Origin of the sequence: Halopelagius inordinatus, assembly GCF_900113245.1 — an archaeon.
GTDB classification, from domain to species: domain Archaea; phylum Halobacteriota; class Halobacteria; order Halobacteriales; family Haloferacaceae; genus Halopelagius; species Halopelagius inordinatus.
The window spans coordinates 20,251-37,033 of sequence record NZ_FOOQ01000005.1 but is presented as its reverse complement, the minus strand read 5'-3'; the positions used below and the strand labels follow the sequence as shown (position 1 = coordinate 37,033).

Sequence of the window (16,783 nt, the reverse complement as noted above, 5' to 3'; positions counted from 1 at the left end):
CCGACGCGAGGGTGAACAGATGCCGCCGAACGGGTTTGTAGAATACGAACACATAAGACCGAAGCGAGGGAAGAGACGGTATGCCCAACGAACGCACGAACGGTTCGCCGCGGACGCTGAAGACGGTGTCTCGCGCGTTCGACGTCGTCAGAGCGTTAGAGGAACTCGACGGGGCGGGCGTCACCGAACTCGCCGACCATCTGGACCTCTCGAAGAGCGTCGTCTACACCTACTTGAGCAGTCTCCGCGAGGAGAAATACGTCGTCAAAGAGGAGGGACAGTACCGCCTCTCGTTGCAGTTCCTCCTCGTCGGCGAGTACGTTCGCAACCAGAGTACGCTCTACCGCATCGGGAAGCCCGAGTTGGAGGAACTCGCCGCCGAAACCGGAGAGTACGCGCATCTGGCGACCGAGCAGCACGGACTCGGAGTGAACCTCTACAAAGTGAGCGGCGAGAAGGCGGTCGGGAGCGACTACCAAGTGAACAAACTCCAGCGAGCCGACTACCTCCACTTCTCGGCGACGGGCAAGAGCATCCTCGCGCACCTCCCCGAGGAACGCGTCGAGTGGATCATCGACCGGTACGGTCTACCGAGAAAGACGGACGCGACCATCACCGACAGAGAGCGACTGTTCGAGGAACTCGAAACCATACGCGAACGGGGCTACTCGCTCAACGACGAAGAGGAGATAAAAGGACTCCAAGCCATCGGCGCGCCGGTGAAGAACCGCCACGGGCGAATTCTCGGGTCCATCAGCGTCTCGGGCCCGGTTCGCCGGATGAAGGAACCCGACTACCACGACGAACTCGTAGAGAGCGTCGTCAACACCGCAAACGTCATCGAAGTCAACGTCAACATGGAGGAGACGGACGACGAGTTTCCGACGTTCAGCTGACAGCCATTACACGCATACTACTGTAACGCCCGTCTGCCGTTCGAGAGACGTTACGGTTCGTTATTTCGAAACGCTTTCTCGCGACGATGAGGCGTTAGTTTCCGGAGGAAGTAGACATAAAAGCGAATAATCGAGGTAAAAGTGACAATTCGGTCGTGTCGGGCGCTTGGGTCGTTACCGCCGCCGGAGGCCGGCCGACGACGGTCGGCGTGAATCCCGTGTATCCCTCGCGAGAGCGGTCGGGACGGGTCTTCACTCCTGAATTCGACTGTTCGAGTCCAGCAGAGACGACACTGCCGAGTTCCGAGTCCGGGTCTACCGTCGCGGCCGAACGGAACTCTCGTGAGCCGAGTGAACATTAATCATTACATAGGCGAGTCGTTTTTATCTCCGTGATTCCGGTTCAGACTTCGTTTCTAAACCGTTATCGGGAGAGAGCCGAGAATGCGCCATAGTTGTTCGATTGATTGTCTTTCTCCCTCTATTCGTAAGAAGACTAGTTTTTATCCTCCAAAAGACACAGTTATATATTCTATACGTGGTTCGACAGCGACGATAAGTCAAACCCACTCGTTACAACGAAATCTATCTGTCGAGAGCAGATAACGAGGAGATAGTCTCGGAATACGGTCGGATGCCCCTCGTTCGGCGGCCGGTGGTGATACCGCCGTCAACGTGGCCGGGGGGTATCCACCTTCTGCGGCCGTGAACTCTAATTCACGGATTCGCCTCCGAAAATAATTAGTTTTAATGTACGACATACACACTCGTTGTGTATGGATAGACATGCCGCGGAGCCGACAGCGGAGGGTCTGCCCGGACCGAACGCCGAGAAGTGGATCGATTTCCACTCCGAACACGCGGCGCCGAGCGAGTACTCCCACGAGTTCGTCTGGGACGTGACCGCGGAGGCGGACGGGCCGTTCGTGACTGACGTGGACGGCAACGTCCTCCTCGATTTCACGTGCCACATCGGCGCGGCCCCGTTGGGCTACAACAACGAGAAGATTCTCGGGAAACTTCGGGAGTTCGACCTGGTCGAACCGATGAAGATAGCCGGACAGGACATGTACTTCGGTTCCGGCCCGGACCCCGAATCGACGGAGTTCCCCGGGTCGAGCCACCTGATGAAGGAACTCTGCGAGGTGTCCGACCAGTACGGGATGGACACCGTCTTCCTCTCGAACTCCGGCGCGGAGGCGGTGGAGAACGCGATGAAGATATCGTACGACCACACTCCCGAGGCGAAGTACGGCGTCGCCTTCGAGGGAAGTTTCCACGGCCGGACGTTCGGCACCCTGTCGGTGACACGGTCGAGCGAGGTGTACACCCGTCACTACCCCGAGATATCGGGGATGCAGACGGTTCCGTTCTGCGTGGACCGCGACTGCGACGCCGCGAGTTGCGACTGCGGGTTCTTCACGGGCGCGGGGTCGCAATTCCGCCGGAGTCTCTCCCCCGAGGGCGGGCACGTCAACCCCGACGAGGTGGCGTTCGCCGTGATAGAACCGATTCAAGGCGTCGGCGGCTATCGCTTCCCGAGCGACGAGTTCATGCGCGAAGTCGGCGACGTCACCGACGAGTACGACATCCCCCTCGTCGTCGACGAGATTCAATCGGGCGTCGGCCGGACGGGCGAGATGTGGGCCTCCGACCACTACCCCATCGAACCTGACGTCATCGCCAGCGCGAAAGGGCTCCGCGTCGGCGCGACCATCTCCCGAAAGGAGATGTTCCCCGAGGAGAAGAACCGCTTGGGGTCGACGTTCGGCGGCGGCGACATCCTCTCGTCGATGCAGGGCGTGTTCACCCTCGAAGCCATCGAAGAGCACGACCTGTTGGACAACGCGACGGCCCGCGGTCGGCAGGCAAAGGAGATGCTCCGCGACGGTGCCCCGGACCACGTGGCGGACGTCCGCGGGAAGGGCCTCATGCTCGCAGTGGAGTTCGACACCGCAGAGCGTAGAGACGCGGTCGTCGAGGAGTCGTTAAAACGCGGTCTCCTGACGCTCGGATGCGGGGAGAACACGATTCGACTGCTCCCGCCGTTGGACTCGACGGAACGCGAGATAGAACTCGGCGTCGGCATCTTCGCCGAGGCCGTCGAGGCGGCCGCCTGACCTCGCGGTTCGGCGTTCTTTTTCCGCGTCACCCGATTTGGACGGCCGCCGCACCGACGACGATTCCGAGAACCGCGGCGAGGAGGACCGGCGACTTCGGCCGTTCGCGCGCCAACGCGTACGACGCGGCGACGACGACGAGCGGATACGTGCTGACGACCGGAAGCACGGTCACCACCGACCCCGCGTCGAGAGCGAGGAACATCGCGTACCACGCCGTCGCGACAGCGACGCCGCCAAGGAGGAACGACGCCGCCCCCTCCCGACTCGCCGTCCGCGCGTAGTCCCTCGCGGGTTCGGACCAGAGAGCGAGCGGAATCAACGTCGCGATGGCGGCGAACTGAGCGACCGTCGTTCCGAAGAGCGTACCGACCGGGCCGTTTAGCCCGAACTTCACCACGACGAACGAGACGCCGATGGTCGCCGCCGCCGCGAGGGGAAACGACAGGTCCCGTGGTGAGGTGCCGACGAGTTCCCGTCTCACCGCGTCCAACTCGCCGGCCGACTCGGACCCGCCGGACGGGGGCCGGCGGAGTTGGATGGTGGCGACGCCCACGACGACCAGTCCGACGCCGACTGCTTTCAGCGGCGTCACGCGTTCGCCGAGGAAGGGGACGGCGACGAACGTCGCCACGACGGGACTCCCGGCGGTGACCGCGGCGGCGACGGAGGGACCCACTCGGTCGATGCCCTCGAAGTAGAGCAGTCGAGAGATGCCCGGGTCGAGGACGCCGGCGACCACGAACGGCAGGAGAAGCGCCACTGCGGGGAGCGTGGGAACCCCTCGCTGGACCGCGAGGACGACCGTGAGAAGGACCGAACTCGTCGCGAGGGTCAGTACCGCGGCGGCCAACGGCGTGCTCTCTTCGTCCCGCGAGAGGCCGTGTCTGACGAACAGCGTCTGCAACCCGAAGCAGACCGACGAGACGAGAGCGAGGGTGACGGACATCTGCTCAATCCAGTGTGTGAGACGCGACGGCGACGCCGTCGAGTTCGTCCACCGCCGCCAGTACCTTCCGGAGGTGGTCGGGTCCGCTCCCCTCTAATCCGACGGAGACGGGCGTCCGGTTCGGATGGTCGGCGTCCGTCCGTCTGGCCCGTTCCACGGCGTCGAGTCCCGCGCCGCGGTCCGACACCGCGTCGCCGACGGTGCCGAGACTCGTCGGCCAGTCGGCGACGTGGAGTCGGGCCTCGACGTACCGGTCGAGAGACATCAACCCCGTCCGGGTGAGTTCGCCGTGTTCGGTCAGGTCGACGTTGCCGCCGGAGACGACGGCGGCGACGCGTTCGTCGGTCACGTCCACGGCGTCCGAGAGGAGGGCGGCGACGGGCGCGGCACCGGCGGTTTCGACGACGGTTTTGGCGCGTTCGGCGAGCAACGTCACCGCGACGAGAATCTCCTCGTCGCTCACGGTCACCACGTCGTCCACGAGTTCGTTGACGACCGCGAACGTCTTTCCGAGCAAGCGGGTGTCGGCGATGCCCTCGGCGACGGTGTCCACCTCGGACAGTTGGTGTATCTCGCCGCGTTCGAGCGACGGTTTCGCGTGTGCGGCCCCCTCGGGTTGGACGCCGACGACGCGTACGTCGGGGTCGTGAGCTTTCAGAACGGTCGCGACGCCGGAGATGAGGCCGCCGCCGCCGATGGCGACGAGGACGGTGTCGACGTCGGGGTACTGTTCGACTATCTCCGACCCGACGGTCCCCTGCCCGGCGATGACGCCCTCGTCGTCGAACGGGTGGACGAACTCGTACCCCTCGTCTTCTGCGAGTTCGAGGGCGTACTCGTAGGAGCGTTCGTAGATGTCGCCCTCGACGACCACCTCCGCGCCGTAGCCTCTGGTGGCCGCTATCTTCGCTGCGGGCGTCACCTCCGGAACGACGATGGTGGTGTCGATGCCGAGGAGTCGTCCGGCGAGTGCGACGCCCTGCGCGTGGTTGCCCGCACTGGAGGCGACGACGCCGCGCGCTTTGACGTTCTCGGGAAGCGTCGCCATCGTGTTGTACGCACCGCGAATCTTGAACGACCCGGTTCGCTGCATGTTCTCCAGTTTGAGGCCGACGGACGCCGCGCCCGACATCTCGGCGAACGTGGTAGAGACGTCGAGTGGCGTCTCGTGGGCCACCTCGGAGATTCGATCGCGCGCGGCACTCACATCCGCGACGGTGACGACCGACTCTGCGTCCACCGGCGCGTCGTCGCCCGTCACGACGACCCCCCGACGGAGAGAATCGCGTCGGTCAACACCTCGGCGCCGATGGTGAGACTTCGCTCGTCCACGTCGAACGTCGGCGTGTGGTGACTCGTCGGGTGGTCCGTGCCGACGATGAGAAACGTAGTCGTCCCGCCTTCGTCTTTGGCGCGTTGCATGAGGAACGTGGCGTCTTCGCTCGCGCCGAAGTTGGCGTGCCGGAGGACGGAGTCCACCCCCGAGACGCGTTCCGCCGCGTCGGCGACGACGCCCGCCAGTTCCGTGTCGCTATCGACGCGGGGGGACTCGCTGACGACGTTCACCTCCGCCTCGCATCCGTGCATCTCGGCCGCGGTTCGGAGGGTGTGCGAGAGTTTCTCCTTCATATACTCCATGAGTTCGGTCGTCTCGCCGCGCGCCTCGCCGTGGATGGTCGCCTTCTCGGCGATGACGTTACTCGCCGTCCCCGCCTCCGCGACGCCGACGTTGACGCGCGTCATCCCGTCGGCGTGCCGGGGGATGGCGTAGGCGTTCTGGATGGCCGTCCCGAGAGCCTGCATCGCGTTGTCGCCCTCGTTCGGTGCTTTCCCCGCGTGCGCCGACGTCCCCTCGAACGTCGCGTCCACGTGGCACATCGCGAGTATCCGTTCGACGCCCGCGATGACTTCGCCCGTGGGGTGGTCCAAGCCGACGTGGGCCGCAAAGAGGTAGTCGAGGCCCGCGGCGTACTCGCTTTTCGCCATCGGACACCCACCGCCGGACACCTCCTCCGCCGGTTGGAAGAAGACGGTGAACCGACCCGAGAAGTCGCTTCGCTTCACCGCGTCGAGAACCGCGAGACCCCACGTCATGTGGGCGTCGTGGCCGCAGGCGTGCATCGTCCCCTCGTTTTCCGATCTGAACCCCTCGCGGGCGGGGAGGTGGTCGTCGGACTCCGATTCCTCGATGTACAGGGCGTCGATATCGACGCGGAGTCCGACGTGCGGCCCCTCGCCCCGTTCGAGGACGGCGACGAGGCCCGTGTTCCCCCCCGCCATCTTCTCGACGAGTTCCTCGTCGGCCCCGCGTTCGACGGCCCGGCGCATCCACGGCCGAACCTCCTCTTCGTCCGGGGCGGCCATCCTGTCTTCGGGGTCGTAGGCGTCGGGGCCGACGGCGAGTTCGTCGACGCCGATGGACTCCGCTTCCTCGGTGAGTGTGGCGGTTGTGTAGAACTCCCGCCACGCGGGTTCCGGATACCGGTGAAGGCGACGACGCAACTGACGGAGGTCGATCGTGGTTGCCTCTGACATACGACCCAGTAACACGCCCCGTCCACTTAACTGTACACAAATTCCGTGCATAGCGGATACACGAAGGACTAAGTTCGACAGAGACAATCACACGTCAACGGCTCGCGTCGAAGAGACGCAGAGTGAGTGACATGACCGACACACCAGATATCGTCGTCCTCCGCGAGGGGACGGAAGGACTCTCGATGGAATCGTACGCAGAAGCACTCCGCGCCCGACTCCCGGAACGGACCGTCGTGCACGCCCGGACGCCGAAGCAGGAACGGGAACTCGTGAGAGACGCACGCGTCGTCACCGGCATCACGGTGGACCCCGGACTCGTCGAGGACGCCTCGAACCTCGAACTGTTCGCGTGCACGTTCGCCGGTACGGACCACGTCCCGATGGACGAACTCGACGAACGCGGCGTCGGCGTGACGAACGCCGGGGGCATCCACGCGCCCGGCATCGCAGAACAGGCCATCGGCAACATGCTCGTGTTCGCGCGCCGCCTGCACGAGGGGTGGCGGCGCAAGCAGAACGCCGAGTGGCGGCACTTCCAGTCCGGCGAGTTCACCGACAGCACCGTCACCGTCGTCGGTCTGGGCTCTATCGGGCAGGCGGTGGTACAGCGTCTCCAAGGGTTCGAAGTGGAGACTATCGGCGTCCGCTACACCCCCGAGAAAGGCGGACCGACCGACGAGGTGGTCGGGTTCGACGAGGACGCCATCCACGACGCCTTCTCCCGGAGCGACTACGTCGTCCTCGCCTGCCCCCTGAACGACCTGACGCGGGGACTCGTCGGCGACGCGGAGTTCGCGACGATGCCGACGGACGCCGTCCTCGTCAACACCGCCCGCGGGGGCATCGTCGACACCGACGCTCTCGTCTCCGCCCTCCGGTCGAACAAGATTCGCGGCGCGGCCCTCGACGTGACGGACCCCGAACCCCTCGAAGCGGACCATCCGCTTTGGAACCTCGAAAACTGCCTCGTCACGCCGCATACCGGCGGTCACACGCCGAAGCACTGGGACCGACTCGCCGACATCGTCGCCGAGAACGTGAACCGACTGGACGAGGGCGGGGAACTCGTGAACGAGGTTCTCGCGCGGAGGGACGACTGAGACGTGGCCGCAGACGACGCGACTCCCGGCGACTCTGTCGCCGACCCGACAGCAGACCCGCGGGCGAACTACGACTACGCCGGCGGCGACGTGGCCCGCCCGGGCGTGGTCTCGGACCTCGAAGGGGTAATCGAGGGCGACGTCCGCTTCGACGACTACTCGCGGCAACTGTACGCCACCGACGCGTCCTCGTACGAGATGACGCCCGTCGGCGTCGTCTTCCCGTGTTCGACGGCGGACGCGAGCGCTGTCGTGGAGTACTGCGCCGAGCGAGAGATTCCGGTCCTGCCGCGCGGCGGCGGGACGAGTCTCGCCGGACAGGCCGTAAACGAGGCCGTCGTCCTCGACTTCGCGCGGTACATGGACGACGTACTCGACGCGAGTCCCCGCGACCAGACGGCGCGCGTACAGGCGGGAGCGACCCTCGCGCGCTTGAACGACACGCTCTCGTCGCACGGGTTGAAGTTCGCACCCGACCCCGCCGCCGGGAACCGAAGCACCGTCGGCGGCGCTATCGGCAACAACTCGACGGGCGCACACTCCCTGAAGTACGGCAAGACGGACGCGTACGTCGAGGAGTGCGAAGTCGTTCTCGCGGACGGCACCGTGGCCACCTTCGGTGAGGTGTCGCTGTCGGAACTCCGCGCCCGCGCGGACGCCGACGGCGGCATCGAGGGGCGAATCTACGACGCCGTTCGGCGGGTCGTAGACGAGGAGGCCGACGCGGTGCGAGAGGTGTACCCGCAACTGAAGCGGAACGTCTCGGGCTACAACCTCGATAGAGTCGTCGAAGAGGCGGAGTCGGGGGCGGTCAACGTCGCCCGCGTCTTCGCCGGAAGCGAGGGGACACTCGGCGTCGTCACCGAGGCGACGGTGTCGCTGGAACCGATTCCGGAGACGAAATCGGTCGCACTCCTCACGTACCGCGACCTGTTAGACGCGATGGCCGACGTGGACGCCATCGTCCGCAACCACGACCCGGCCGCAGTCGAGGCCATCGACGACGTCCTCATCGAACTCGCCCGCGACACCGAGGAGTTCGCTGACGTGGCCGCGATGCTTCCCGAGGAGACGGAAACGGCGCTGTTAGTGGAGTTCTACGCGGAGGACGACGCACACCGCCGCGAACAGGTCCGGCGGTTGGTCGCCGACCGCGTGGCCGGACGGTCCGGCGCGGCGGACGGCGGCGCGACCGGAGACGCCGACGGCGACGCCGACCCGGTTCGGGCGTTCGACGCCTTGGAGGCGTACGAGGAGTCAGAGCGCGCTCGACTGTGGAAGCTCAGAAAGAGCGGAATGCCCATCCTCCTCTCGCGCACGTCGGACGCAAAGCACATCTCCTTTATCGAGGACACCGCCGTGCCGACCGAGAACCTCGCGGAGTACGTCGCCGACTTCCGAGAAGTTCTGGCGGACAACGACACGTTCGCGTCGTTCTACGCTCACGCCGGACCGGGGTGTATGCACATGCGCCCCCTCGTGGACGCGACGAGTCCGGCGGGCGTCCGCCAGATGGAGGCCATCTCGGACGCGGTGACTGACCTCGTAGTGGAGTACGACGGGTCCGTGTCGGGCGAACACGGCGACGGCCGCGCGCGCACCCAGTGGAATCGAAAACTGTACGGCGACCCGGTGTGGGCGCTGTTCCGCGACCTGAAGTCGGCGTTCGACCCCGACTGGCTCCTCAACCCCGGGCAGGTCTGCGGGTACGCCCCCGGCGAGGAGGTTCCCGAGGACGCGCCGGACCGGGCGCGGGCGGTGCGAATGACCGAAGCTCTCCGGTTCGGTGGCGACTACGAGTTCGACGCCGGTTTCGAACCGGCGCTGAACTGGCGGAACGAGAACGGCTTTCGCGGCATGGCGGAACTCTGTCACGGGTGCGGCGGATGCCGCGGCCAACAGGACACCACCGGCGGCGTGATGTGTCCGACGTACCGCGCGACGGGCGAGGAGAGCCTCTCCACCCGCGGGCGGGCGAACCTGCTTCGACAAGCGGCGAGCGGTGACCTGCGCGACGGCGAGATGCTCGAAGACGAGTTCCTCCGCGAGGTAATGGACCTCTGTATCGGTTGTAAGGGCTGCAAGCGTGACTGCCCCAGCGAGGTTGACATGGCGAAGTTGAAGGCCGAAGTCGAGCACGCCCACCACGAGGCTGAGGGCGCGAGCCTCCGCGAACGCCTCTTTGCCGACGTCGATACGCTCAACGCCGTCGGCTCCGCTCTCGCGCCGGTTTCGAACTGGCTGGCGAACCTCCCCGGGTCCGGCTTCCTCGCGGAGAAGACGCTCGGCATCGCGAGGGAACGCGACCTGCCGACGTTCCACCGCGAGAGCTTCGAGGAGTGGTTCGAAAAGCGAGGCGGCGCGGCCGCCTCGAAAGAACGGGCGGCGGCGGCGCGAACGGCCCGAGGCGACTCGAACGCCTCCGAGTCCGAAGCGACGCGTCGGGCCCTCGTCTTTCCCGACACGTACACGAACTACAACCACCCCGACGCGGGGAAGGCCGCCGTCCGAGTCCTCGAAGCGGCCGGCGTCCGCGTCCGGGTTCCGGAGGGCGTCACCGCCACGGGTCGGCCGTCACACTCGAAGGGCTTTCTCGACGTCTCGCGGGAGCGCGCCCGAACGAACGTCGACGCACTCGCCCCCCTCGTCGAATCGGGGTGGGACGTGGTGCTCGTCGAACCGTCCGACGCGGTGATGCTCCAATCCGACTATCTCGACTTGCTGTCGGGGACGGACGCCGAACGCGTCGCCGCGCACGCCTACGGAGTCTGTGAGTACCTCGACCGGTTCGGACTCGACAGTGAACTCGCCGCCGACGCCCCCGACGAGACGCTGACGTACCACGGCCACTGTCACCAGAAGGCGACGAAGAAAGACGGCCACGCCGCCGCGGTGCTGGAAGCCGTCGGCTACGACGTGGACGCCCTCGACTCGGGATGCTGCGGGATGGCGGGGTCGTTCGGCTACGAGGCCGAGCACTACTCGCTGAGTCAGTCCATCGCCGACGTGCTCCTCGGTCAGATAGGCGAAAGCGAGGGCGACGCCGTCGTCGCGCCCGGCGCGTCCTGCCGGACGCAACTCGGCGACCGGACCGAGGAGACGCCGCCGCATCCGGTCGAGAAAATCGCCGCGGCGATAGAGCGCTGAGAGCGAAGCGAGCGCGGAAAGAGAACGCTGGTTTTTCCGAGCGCGTTACGGCCACAGACCGCGGGTGGACTTCGCCTCCGCGACGCGTTGGAGTGCGACCACGTACGCGGCGTCGCGCCACGTCAGGTCGCGCGCCTCGTACTCCACTCGCACGTCGTTCCACGCGGACTGCATGTGGGACTCGAGTTCCTCGTGGACGCGTTCGAGCGTCCACTGCCGTCGGTTTATGTCCTGCAACCACTCGAAGTACGAGACGGTGACGCCGCCCGCGTTCGCGAGGATGTCCGGAACGACCGGAACTTCGCGCTCTTCGAGTATCGCGTCGGCGGCGAACGTCGTCGGGCCGTTCGCGCCCTCGACGATGAGGTCGGCTTGCACGTCGTCTACGTTGTCGGACGTGAGAACGTTACCGACCGCCGCCGGGACGAGAACGTCCACGTCGAGTTCGAGAATCTCCTCGTTCGAGATTTTCTCCGGCGCGTCGTACGTCATCACCGCTTCGGGTTGCTCCTCGTGGGTCGGCACGTCGTGCGTGTCGAGTCCGTCGGGGTCGTAGATTGCGCCGTTGACGTCCGAAACCGAGACGACGTTCGCGCCCCAATCGTCGAGGGCGCGGGCGGCGTTCGCACCGACGCTCCCGAACCCCTGAACCGCGACTGTCGTCTCCGAGAGGTCCCACTCGTAGTAGTCGACGGCTTCGCGGGTGATGATGGCGACACTCCGCCCGGGCGCTTCCTCGCGGCCGTAACTGCCGCCGATGACCGGCGGCTTACCCGTCACGACGCCGGGCGTCGTCTCGCCGGACTGCATCGAGTAGGCGTCCATGAACCACGCCATCGTCTGGGCGTCCGTCCCCATGTCCGGCGCGGGAACGTCCCGTTTCGGTCCGACCACGTCGCGGAGTTCCTGTGCGAACCGCCGCGTGAGCCGTTCCGTTTCCCGCTCTGAGAGTTGCTTCGGGTCCACGGCGACCCCGCCTTTCGCGCCGCCGAACGGGATGTCCATCACGGCGGACTTCCACGTCATCCACATCGAGAGGCCGATACACTCGTCGGAGGTGACCTCCGGGTGGTATCGGAGTCCGCCCTTGTACGGGCCGCGAACGTCGTCGTGTTGGGCGCGATAGCCCGTGTACACGTCGAGCGACCCGTCGTCTCGTTTGAGGGGAACCGAGACGCGTTCGACCCGTGTCGGGTGGCGGAGCCGTTCGATGACGTTCGAGTCCACGTCGACGTGCGCCGCCGCGCGTTCGAGTTGCCGCCGCGCCGTGACGAGTGCCGAGTCGGCGTTCGATTCTCCCGCGCCGTCTTCGTCTGCTGACATGGATACGGAAACGCAATGACGAAGCATCGGCTTAAAAGAACCGGATGCGTTCGAAGCCGTCGTTCGAAATCCGCTCGATAACCGCCGTACGACCGAATATTTTGCTCGCGGCCGGAGAAATATTACGCTGACCGAAATCGGTCGGACGCCACGCCGACGCCGCGGGAACCCGGGCCGCCCGGACGCGGGCGGCGGAATGCCGTCTGAACTCCGCGTATCAGCGCGGAACGACGGTCAGGTCGAGAACAGTTTCCGCGGGAACTCCGCGAGCGTCTCCGCGCCGTCGGAGGTGACGCGGAACGTCTCCGAGAGTTCGACTCCGAAGTCGTCGAACCACAGACCCGGAATCATGTGGAACGTCATGTTCTCCTTCAGTACGGTCTCGTCTCCCGGTCGGAGACTCGCGGTGTGTTCGCCCCAGTCCGGCGGGTAGCCGAGACCCATCGAGTAGCCGATTCGGTCCTCCTTTTCGATGTCGTACGTCGAGATGACGTCGCGCCACGCCTTCTCCACCTGTTCGCAGGTGACGCCCGGTTCCGCGGCGTCGAGGGCGGCGTTCAGACCCTCGACGACTATCTCCATCCGTTCTTCCATCGCCGCGGGCGGGTCGCCGACGAACGTCGTCCGCGCGAGCGGCGAGTGATAGCGGTGCCGACATCCGGAGAGTTCGATGATGACCGGGTCGCCCTCTTCGAACTCGCGGTCCGTCCACGTGAGGTGCGGCGTCCCCGTGTGGTCTCCCGACGGCATCAGAGGGACGATAGAGGGGTAATCGCCGCCGTAGTCCTCGGTGCCGCGGATGAGAGCGTCGTAGATGGCGCGCGCCGCCTCGTACTCGGGGACACCCTCCTCTACGGCGTCTAACCCCGCGACCATCGCCTCCTCGGAGATGCGGGCGGCCTCCTGCATGTATTCGAGTTCTCGGTCGGATTTTATCACGCGGACCCAGTTGACGAGAAGCGTCGCGTCCTCGAACGTCGCCTCGGGGAGGTTCTTCTGCAAGCGGGTGTAGGACTTTGCGGTGAAGTAGTACGCGTCCATCTCCAACCCGACGCGTCCGTCGCCTACGTCCAGTTCCGCGAGAACGTCCGCGACGTAGTCCATCGGGTGGAGGTCGTGCGGCGAGTGGACGTGGTCGTCGCTGTACGCGCGGATGCTCTCGTCCGAGAGTTGCGTCGTCGCGCGCGCGCCGTTCGCGTCCATCCCTCGGCCGACCCAGACGGGTTCGTCGCGGTCCACGGTCAGGATGACGGCTTGCGGAACGTAGAACGACCATCCGTCGTACCCCGTCAGGTAGTTCATGTTCGAGGGGTCCGTGGCGACGAGGGCGTCGAGTTCCTCCTCGTGCATCCGCTCTTTCGTCTGTTCGATGCGTCTCTCGTACTCGCTCCGTTCGAACGTTGGCTGTGGCATGGTACCGGTTCTCTAAGGAGATTCGACCAACAGCGATATAACTTTTTTGTGTACAGAGGCTACGGAAACTGTGTAACGGGTCGGAGACGGCGCGGCGGGCGGTCAGACGGGAACTCGTCCGTCCGGAACCACGCCCTCCTCCGTCCACCCGCGCGTCTCGTAGTACTCTTCGAGCGCCGCCTCGAACTCCGGCAGGTCGTACGGGAGTCTGTCGTCGTCCCGGTCGAACCCGCGCTTGTTGTTGAAGTGGCGTTCGAGCGTGACGGTCCGCGCGCCCACGTCGAGGAGTTCCTCGAAGTCCGCGCCGAACAGCATCTCGTAGCGTTCGGGAGTCATGTAGTCGCGGGAGAACTTACAGACGACGCCACTGTCGTTCAGCGCCATCAGGTCCTCGCGTTCGGCGAGGATGCCCGCTTTCCCGACGGCCCCCTCGGGGTCCACCGCCTGGTCCTGCGGGACGAGGGGGTACTCCACGGAGTAGAACGTCGCGTACATGTGGTCTGCGCCGCGGTTGGCGACGGCGTAGGAGAGGCCCTGTCCGTGGAGGACGCGCCCCTCGTGGGCGGCGAAGTCCATCCCCTTTACCGTCCAGTTTTCGACGCCGAGTTCGTCGTGGACGCGGTCGATTCCCTCCGCGAGGGTATCGCCGACGCCCTCTCGGTGGGCTATCTTCTCGACGAGGTCCCAGATGAGTTCGCGGTTGCCGAACTCGTCTTCGGCCGCGAGGTACGCGGCGACGGTGTTGCCCGCCGAGATGGCGTCGAGGCCGTACTCGTCGCACAACTGGTTCGACTTCATCACGTCGACGATGTCGTCGACGCCCGAGTTCGATCCGAACGCCATCGCCACCTCGAACTCCGGCCCCTCCGTCTCGACGCCGCGTTCCTCGTCTCTCGTCGGGAGTTTGCAGGCGAACGCGCAAGCCGAGCAGGTGCCCTTCTTGTACTTCTTCTCGGCGACGGCGTCGCCGTTTATCCCCTCGACGCCTGCGAACGTCTGCTCCGAAAAGTAGTACGAGGGGAGGCCGTCGACTTCGTTCGCGAGGTCCATCACCGCGACGGTGCCCTGTTCTTTCATGATGTTGTCGTCTGTCGCCGCCTCGCGGTGAATCTCCATCTGCCCCGCCGGAATCTCTATCTCCGGCGCGGAGTCGCCCTCGAAGGTCACGGCCTTGACGTTCTTCGACCCGAGAACCGCGCCGAGTCCGCCGCGTCCGAACGCACGTTCCTCCGAGGTCATCACGGAGGCAAATCGTACCTCGTTTTCGCCCGCCGGTCCGACGATAGCCGTCTGGTCCGACCCGATGTCGTGTTCGGAGTCCAGATATTCGACCGTCTCGGGCACCGTCGCACCAGAGAGGTTCGGTACCTCCTCGAACCGGACGCCGTCGTCTCTCACGTGGACGACGACGAGTTCGTCGCTCTCGCCGACGAACTCCACGGCGGCGTTCCCCGTGTCGGCGAAGTGCCGAGACATGAACCCGCCCGCGTTCGAAGAGAGGAGGCCGTCGGTAAGCGGCGAGACGGCCGTGCAGTTCATCCGCCCGGTGAAACTCATGTTCGACGCCTGCATCGGTCCCGTGGTGAACAGAACTCGGTTCTCCGGGCCGAGGGGGTCGACGTCGAACGGGATGCGGTCGTGTGCGAGTTTGGTCGCGACGCCCCGGCCGCCGATGTAGGATTCGAGAACGTCGGTGACGTCGGTACGCTTCGTCTCTCGTGTTCCCACGTCGATGGACACGAGTGGACCCTTCGAGTGTAACATTGGTCGGCGATTCCTCGCGTAGGGCCTTAATTATTTGCGGTGATAGATCTAACCTCCCGGTGAGACGAGCGTGTTTTCAGTAACTGTGTACGTGCTGTATGATTACTGTGGATAACTTATTTATGCTAGTCACACATCAACACGGACATGGCAAGAGGACCATCGATAGCGGACCTACACTACGAGGAGGCACCGTCGGTCGACTCCGTCCCGGGTCCGAAGTCGCGCGAACTCCTAGAGAAACAGCAGAACATCGACAGTAGCGCCGTCGCGTACCCGGACGACATCCCGATCGCGTTCGAGGAGGGGAAGGGCGCGACCGTCCGCGACGTGGACGGCAACACGTTCATCGACATGTTCGCGGGTATCGGCGTTCTCAACGTCGGCCACTCGAACCCCTACGTCCTCGATGCGGTTCACGAGCAAGCGGACAAGTTCGTCCACACCGTGGACTTCCCGACGGAGGCGCGCCTCGAACTCATCGAGAAACTCGACGAGATAGCGCCCGCGGGTCTGCAGGGGAACATGCGCACCGTCTTCGGCGGGCCGACGGGGAGTGACGCCGTCGAAGCGGCCATCAAGCTCTCGAAGTACAACACCGGCGGAGACGGCCTCATCGCCTTCCGCGGGGCGTACCACGGCGCGACGACTGGTGCGATGAGCGTCACGTCGAACAAGAAGTTCAAGGAGGCGTACACGCCGCTTCTCCCCGACGTCGTTCACGCGCCGTACCCGTACCCGTTCCGACAGGAGAAGTCGCCGCAGGAAGCGGTCGACCACGCCCTAGAGGAGGTCCAAGAGATAGTCGAAGACCCCTACGGCGGACTCGCGAATCCCGCGGGTATCTTCGTCGAACCGATTCAGGGCGAGGGCGGCGTCATCACGCCCCCGGAAGGGTTCCTGAAGGGTCTCCGCGACATCGCGACGGACAACGACATCCCCCTCGTGTTCGACGAGATACAGAGCGGACTCGGCCGGTCCGGCGAGTGGTGGGCAAGCGAGTGGTACGACGTGACGCCCGACGTGATGACCTCCGCGAAGGCTCTCGGCGGGACGGGCTTTCCCCTCTCTGCGACGATGTACCACGAGGACCTCGACACGTGGGGGCCGGGCGACCACGCCGGTACCTACCGCGGGCACGTCGTCGGCATGCGCGCCGGAACCCGCGCTATCGAGTACATCCAAGACCACGACCTGTTGGCGCACGCCCGCGAACTCGGGGAGTACATCCAGACGCGCCTGCGCGAGGTGAGCGAGTCCAACCCGCAACTCGCCGAGGTGCGCGGGAAGGGCCTGTTCATCGGCGCGGAGTTCGTCGACGAGGACGGCACCCCCGACGGCGACATCGGCGACGCGATACAGGACTACTGCTTCGAACACGGGGTCCTCGTTTGGAAAGCCGGTCGTTACGGCAACATCCTGCGTCTCCTCCCGCCTCTCGTCCTCACGCGGGAACTCGCCGAAACCGCACTCGACGTCATCGAAGACGCCATCGAACACGCGACGACGGCGAAGTCGGCGGTCTGAATCGGA

General features: G+C 65.4%; 11 protein-coding genes. 5 read left to right on the top strand and 6 right to left on the bottom strand.

Annotated features, from left to right (window positions below):
- Positions 1–80: 80 nt before the first annotated feature.
- Together BM167_RS14520 and BM167_RS14515 are read left to right on the top strand one after the other, a co-directional pair.
- Entirely contained in the window at positions 81–896 is an 816-nt protein-coding gene (locus BM167_RS14520) for an IclR family transcriptional regulator (RefSeq protein WP_092893452.1), read from the top strand.
- Between the two features lie 776 nt (positions 897–1,672).
- Positions 1,673–3,016 carry an aminotransferase class III-fold pyridoxal phosphate-dependent enzyme gene (locus BM167_RS14515; protein ID WP_092893451.1) on the top strand — a complete coding sequence of 448 codons (1,344 nt, stop codon included), beginning with the start codon at positions 1,673–1,675 and terminating at the stop codon, positions 3,014–3,016.
- A gap of 28 nt (positions 3,017–3,044) precedes the next feature.
- Here BM167_RS14515 and BM167_RS14510 read toward each other — a convergent pair whose 3' ends face one another.
- Genes BM167_RS14510 through BM167_RS14500 form a run of 3 tightly spaced genes read right to left on the bottom strand, consistent with a single transcriptional unit; the run spans position 3,045 to position 6,500 of the window.
- A complete protein-coding gene (locus BM167_RS14510; RefSeq protein WP_092893450.1) occupies positions 3,045–3,965 on the bottom strand; it encodes a DMT family transporter in 921 nt (306 codons plus the stop codon).
- Positions 3,966–3,969: 4 nt separating this feature from the next.
- Complete coding sequence (gene ilvA / locus BM167_RS14505) at positions 3,970–5,226, bottom strand: threonine ammonia-lyase (protein ID WP_177213387.1); 1,257 nt, start codon at positions 5,224–5,226, stop codon at positions 3,970–3,972.
- Complete coding sequence (locus BM167_RS14500; protein WP_092893449.1) at positions 5,223–6,500, bottom strand: amidohydrolase; 1,278 nt, start codon at positions 6,498–6,500, stop codon at positions 5,223–5,225. The genes ilvA and BM167_RS14500 overlap by 4 nt, the downstream gene beginning before the upstream one ends.
- A 131-nt stretch (positions 6,501–6,631) precedes the next feature.
- Here BM167_RS14500 and BM167_RS14495 point away from each other — a divergent pair, with 131 nt between their 5' ends.
- Together BM167_RS14495 and BM167_RS14490 are read left to right on the top strand one after the other, a co-directional pair.
- A complete protein-coding gene (locus tag BM167_RS14495; protein WP_092893448.1) occupies positions 6,632–7,603 on the top strand; it encodes a D-2-hydroxyacid dehydrogenase in 972 nt (323 codons plus the stop codon).
- 3 nt (positions 7,604–7,606) lie between these two features.
- Complete coding sequence (locus BM167_RS14490; protein WP_092893447.1) at positions 7,607–10,750, top strand: FAD-binding and (Fe-S)-binding domain-containing protein; 3,144 nt, start codon at positions 7,607–7,609, stop codon at positions 10,748–10,750.
- Between the two features lie 45 nt (positions 10,751–10,795).
- Here the strand turns inward: BM167_RS14490 and gdhB are convergent, their stop codons facing one another.
- From gdhB to BM167_RS14475, 3 genes are all read right to left on the bottom strand, one after another.
- Positions 10,796–12,073, bottom strand: coding sequence for a glutamate dehydrogenase GdhB (gene gdhB, locus BM167_RS14485; protein ID WP_092893446.1), 1,278 nt, complete (start codon positions 12,071–12,073; stop codon positions 10,796–10,798).
- Positions 12,074–12,307: 234 nt separating this feature from the next.
- Positions 12,308–13,486 carry a M24 family metallopeptidase gene (locus tag BM167_RS14480; protein ID WP_092893445.1) on the bottom strand — a complete coding sequence of 393 codons (1,179 nt, stop codon included), beginning with the start codon at positions 13,484–13,486 and terminating at the stop codon, positions 12,308–12,310.
- A gap of 102 nt (positions 13,487–13,588) precedes the next feature.
- Positions 13,589–15,250 carry an aldehyde ferredoxin oxidoreductase family protein gene (locus BM167_RS14475; RefSeq protein WP_092893444.1) on the bottom strand — a complete coding sequence of 554 codons (1,662 nt, stop codon included), beginning with the start codon at positions 15,248–15,250 and terminating at the stop codon, positions 13,589–13,591.
- A 147-nt stretch (positions 15,251–15,397) separates the two neighbouring features.
- On the opposite strand from BM167_RS14475, the gene BM167_RS14470 reads away from it, so the two are divergent.
- Positions 15,398–16,777: an aspartate aminotransferase family protein gene (locus BM167_RS14470; protein ID WP_092893443.1), complete on the top strand. Its 1,380-nt coding sequence runs from the start codon at positions 15,398–15,400 to the stop codon at positions 16,775–16,777.
- Positions 16,778–16,783: the final 6 nt, after the last annotated feature.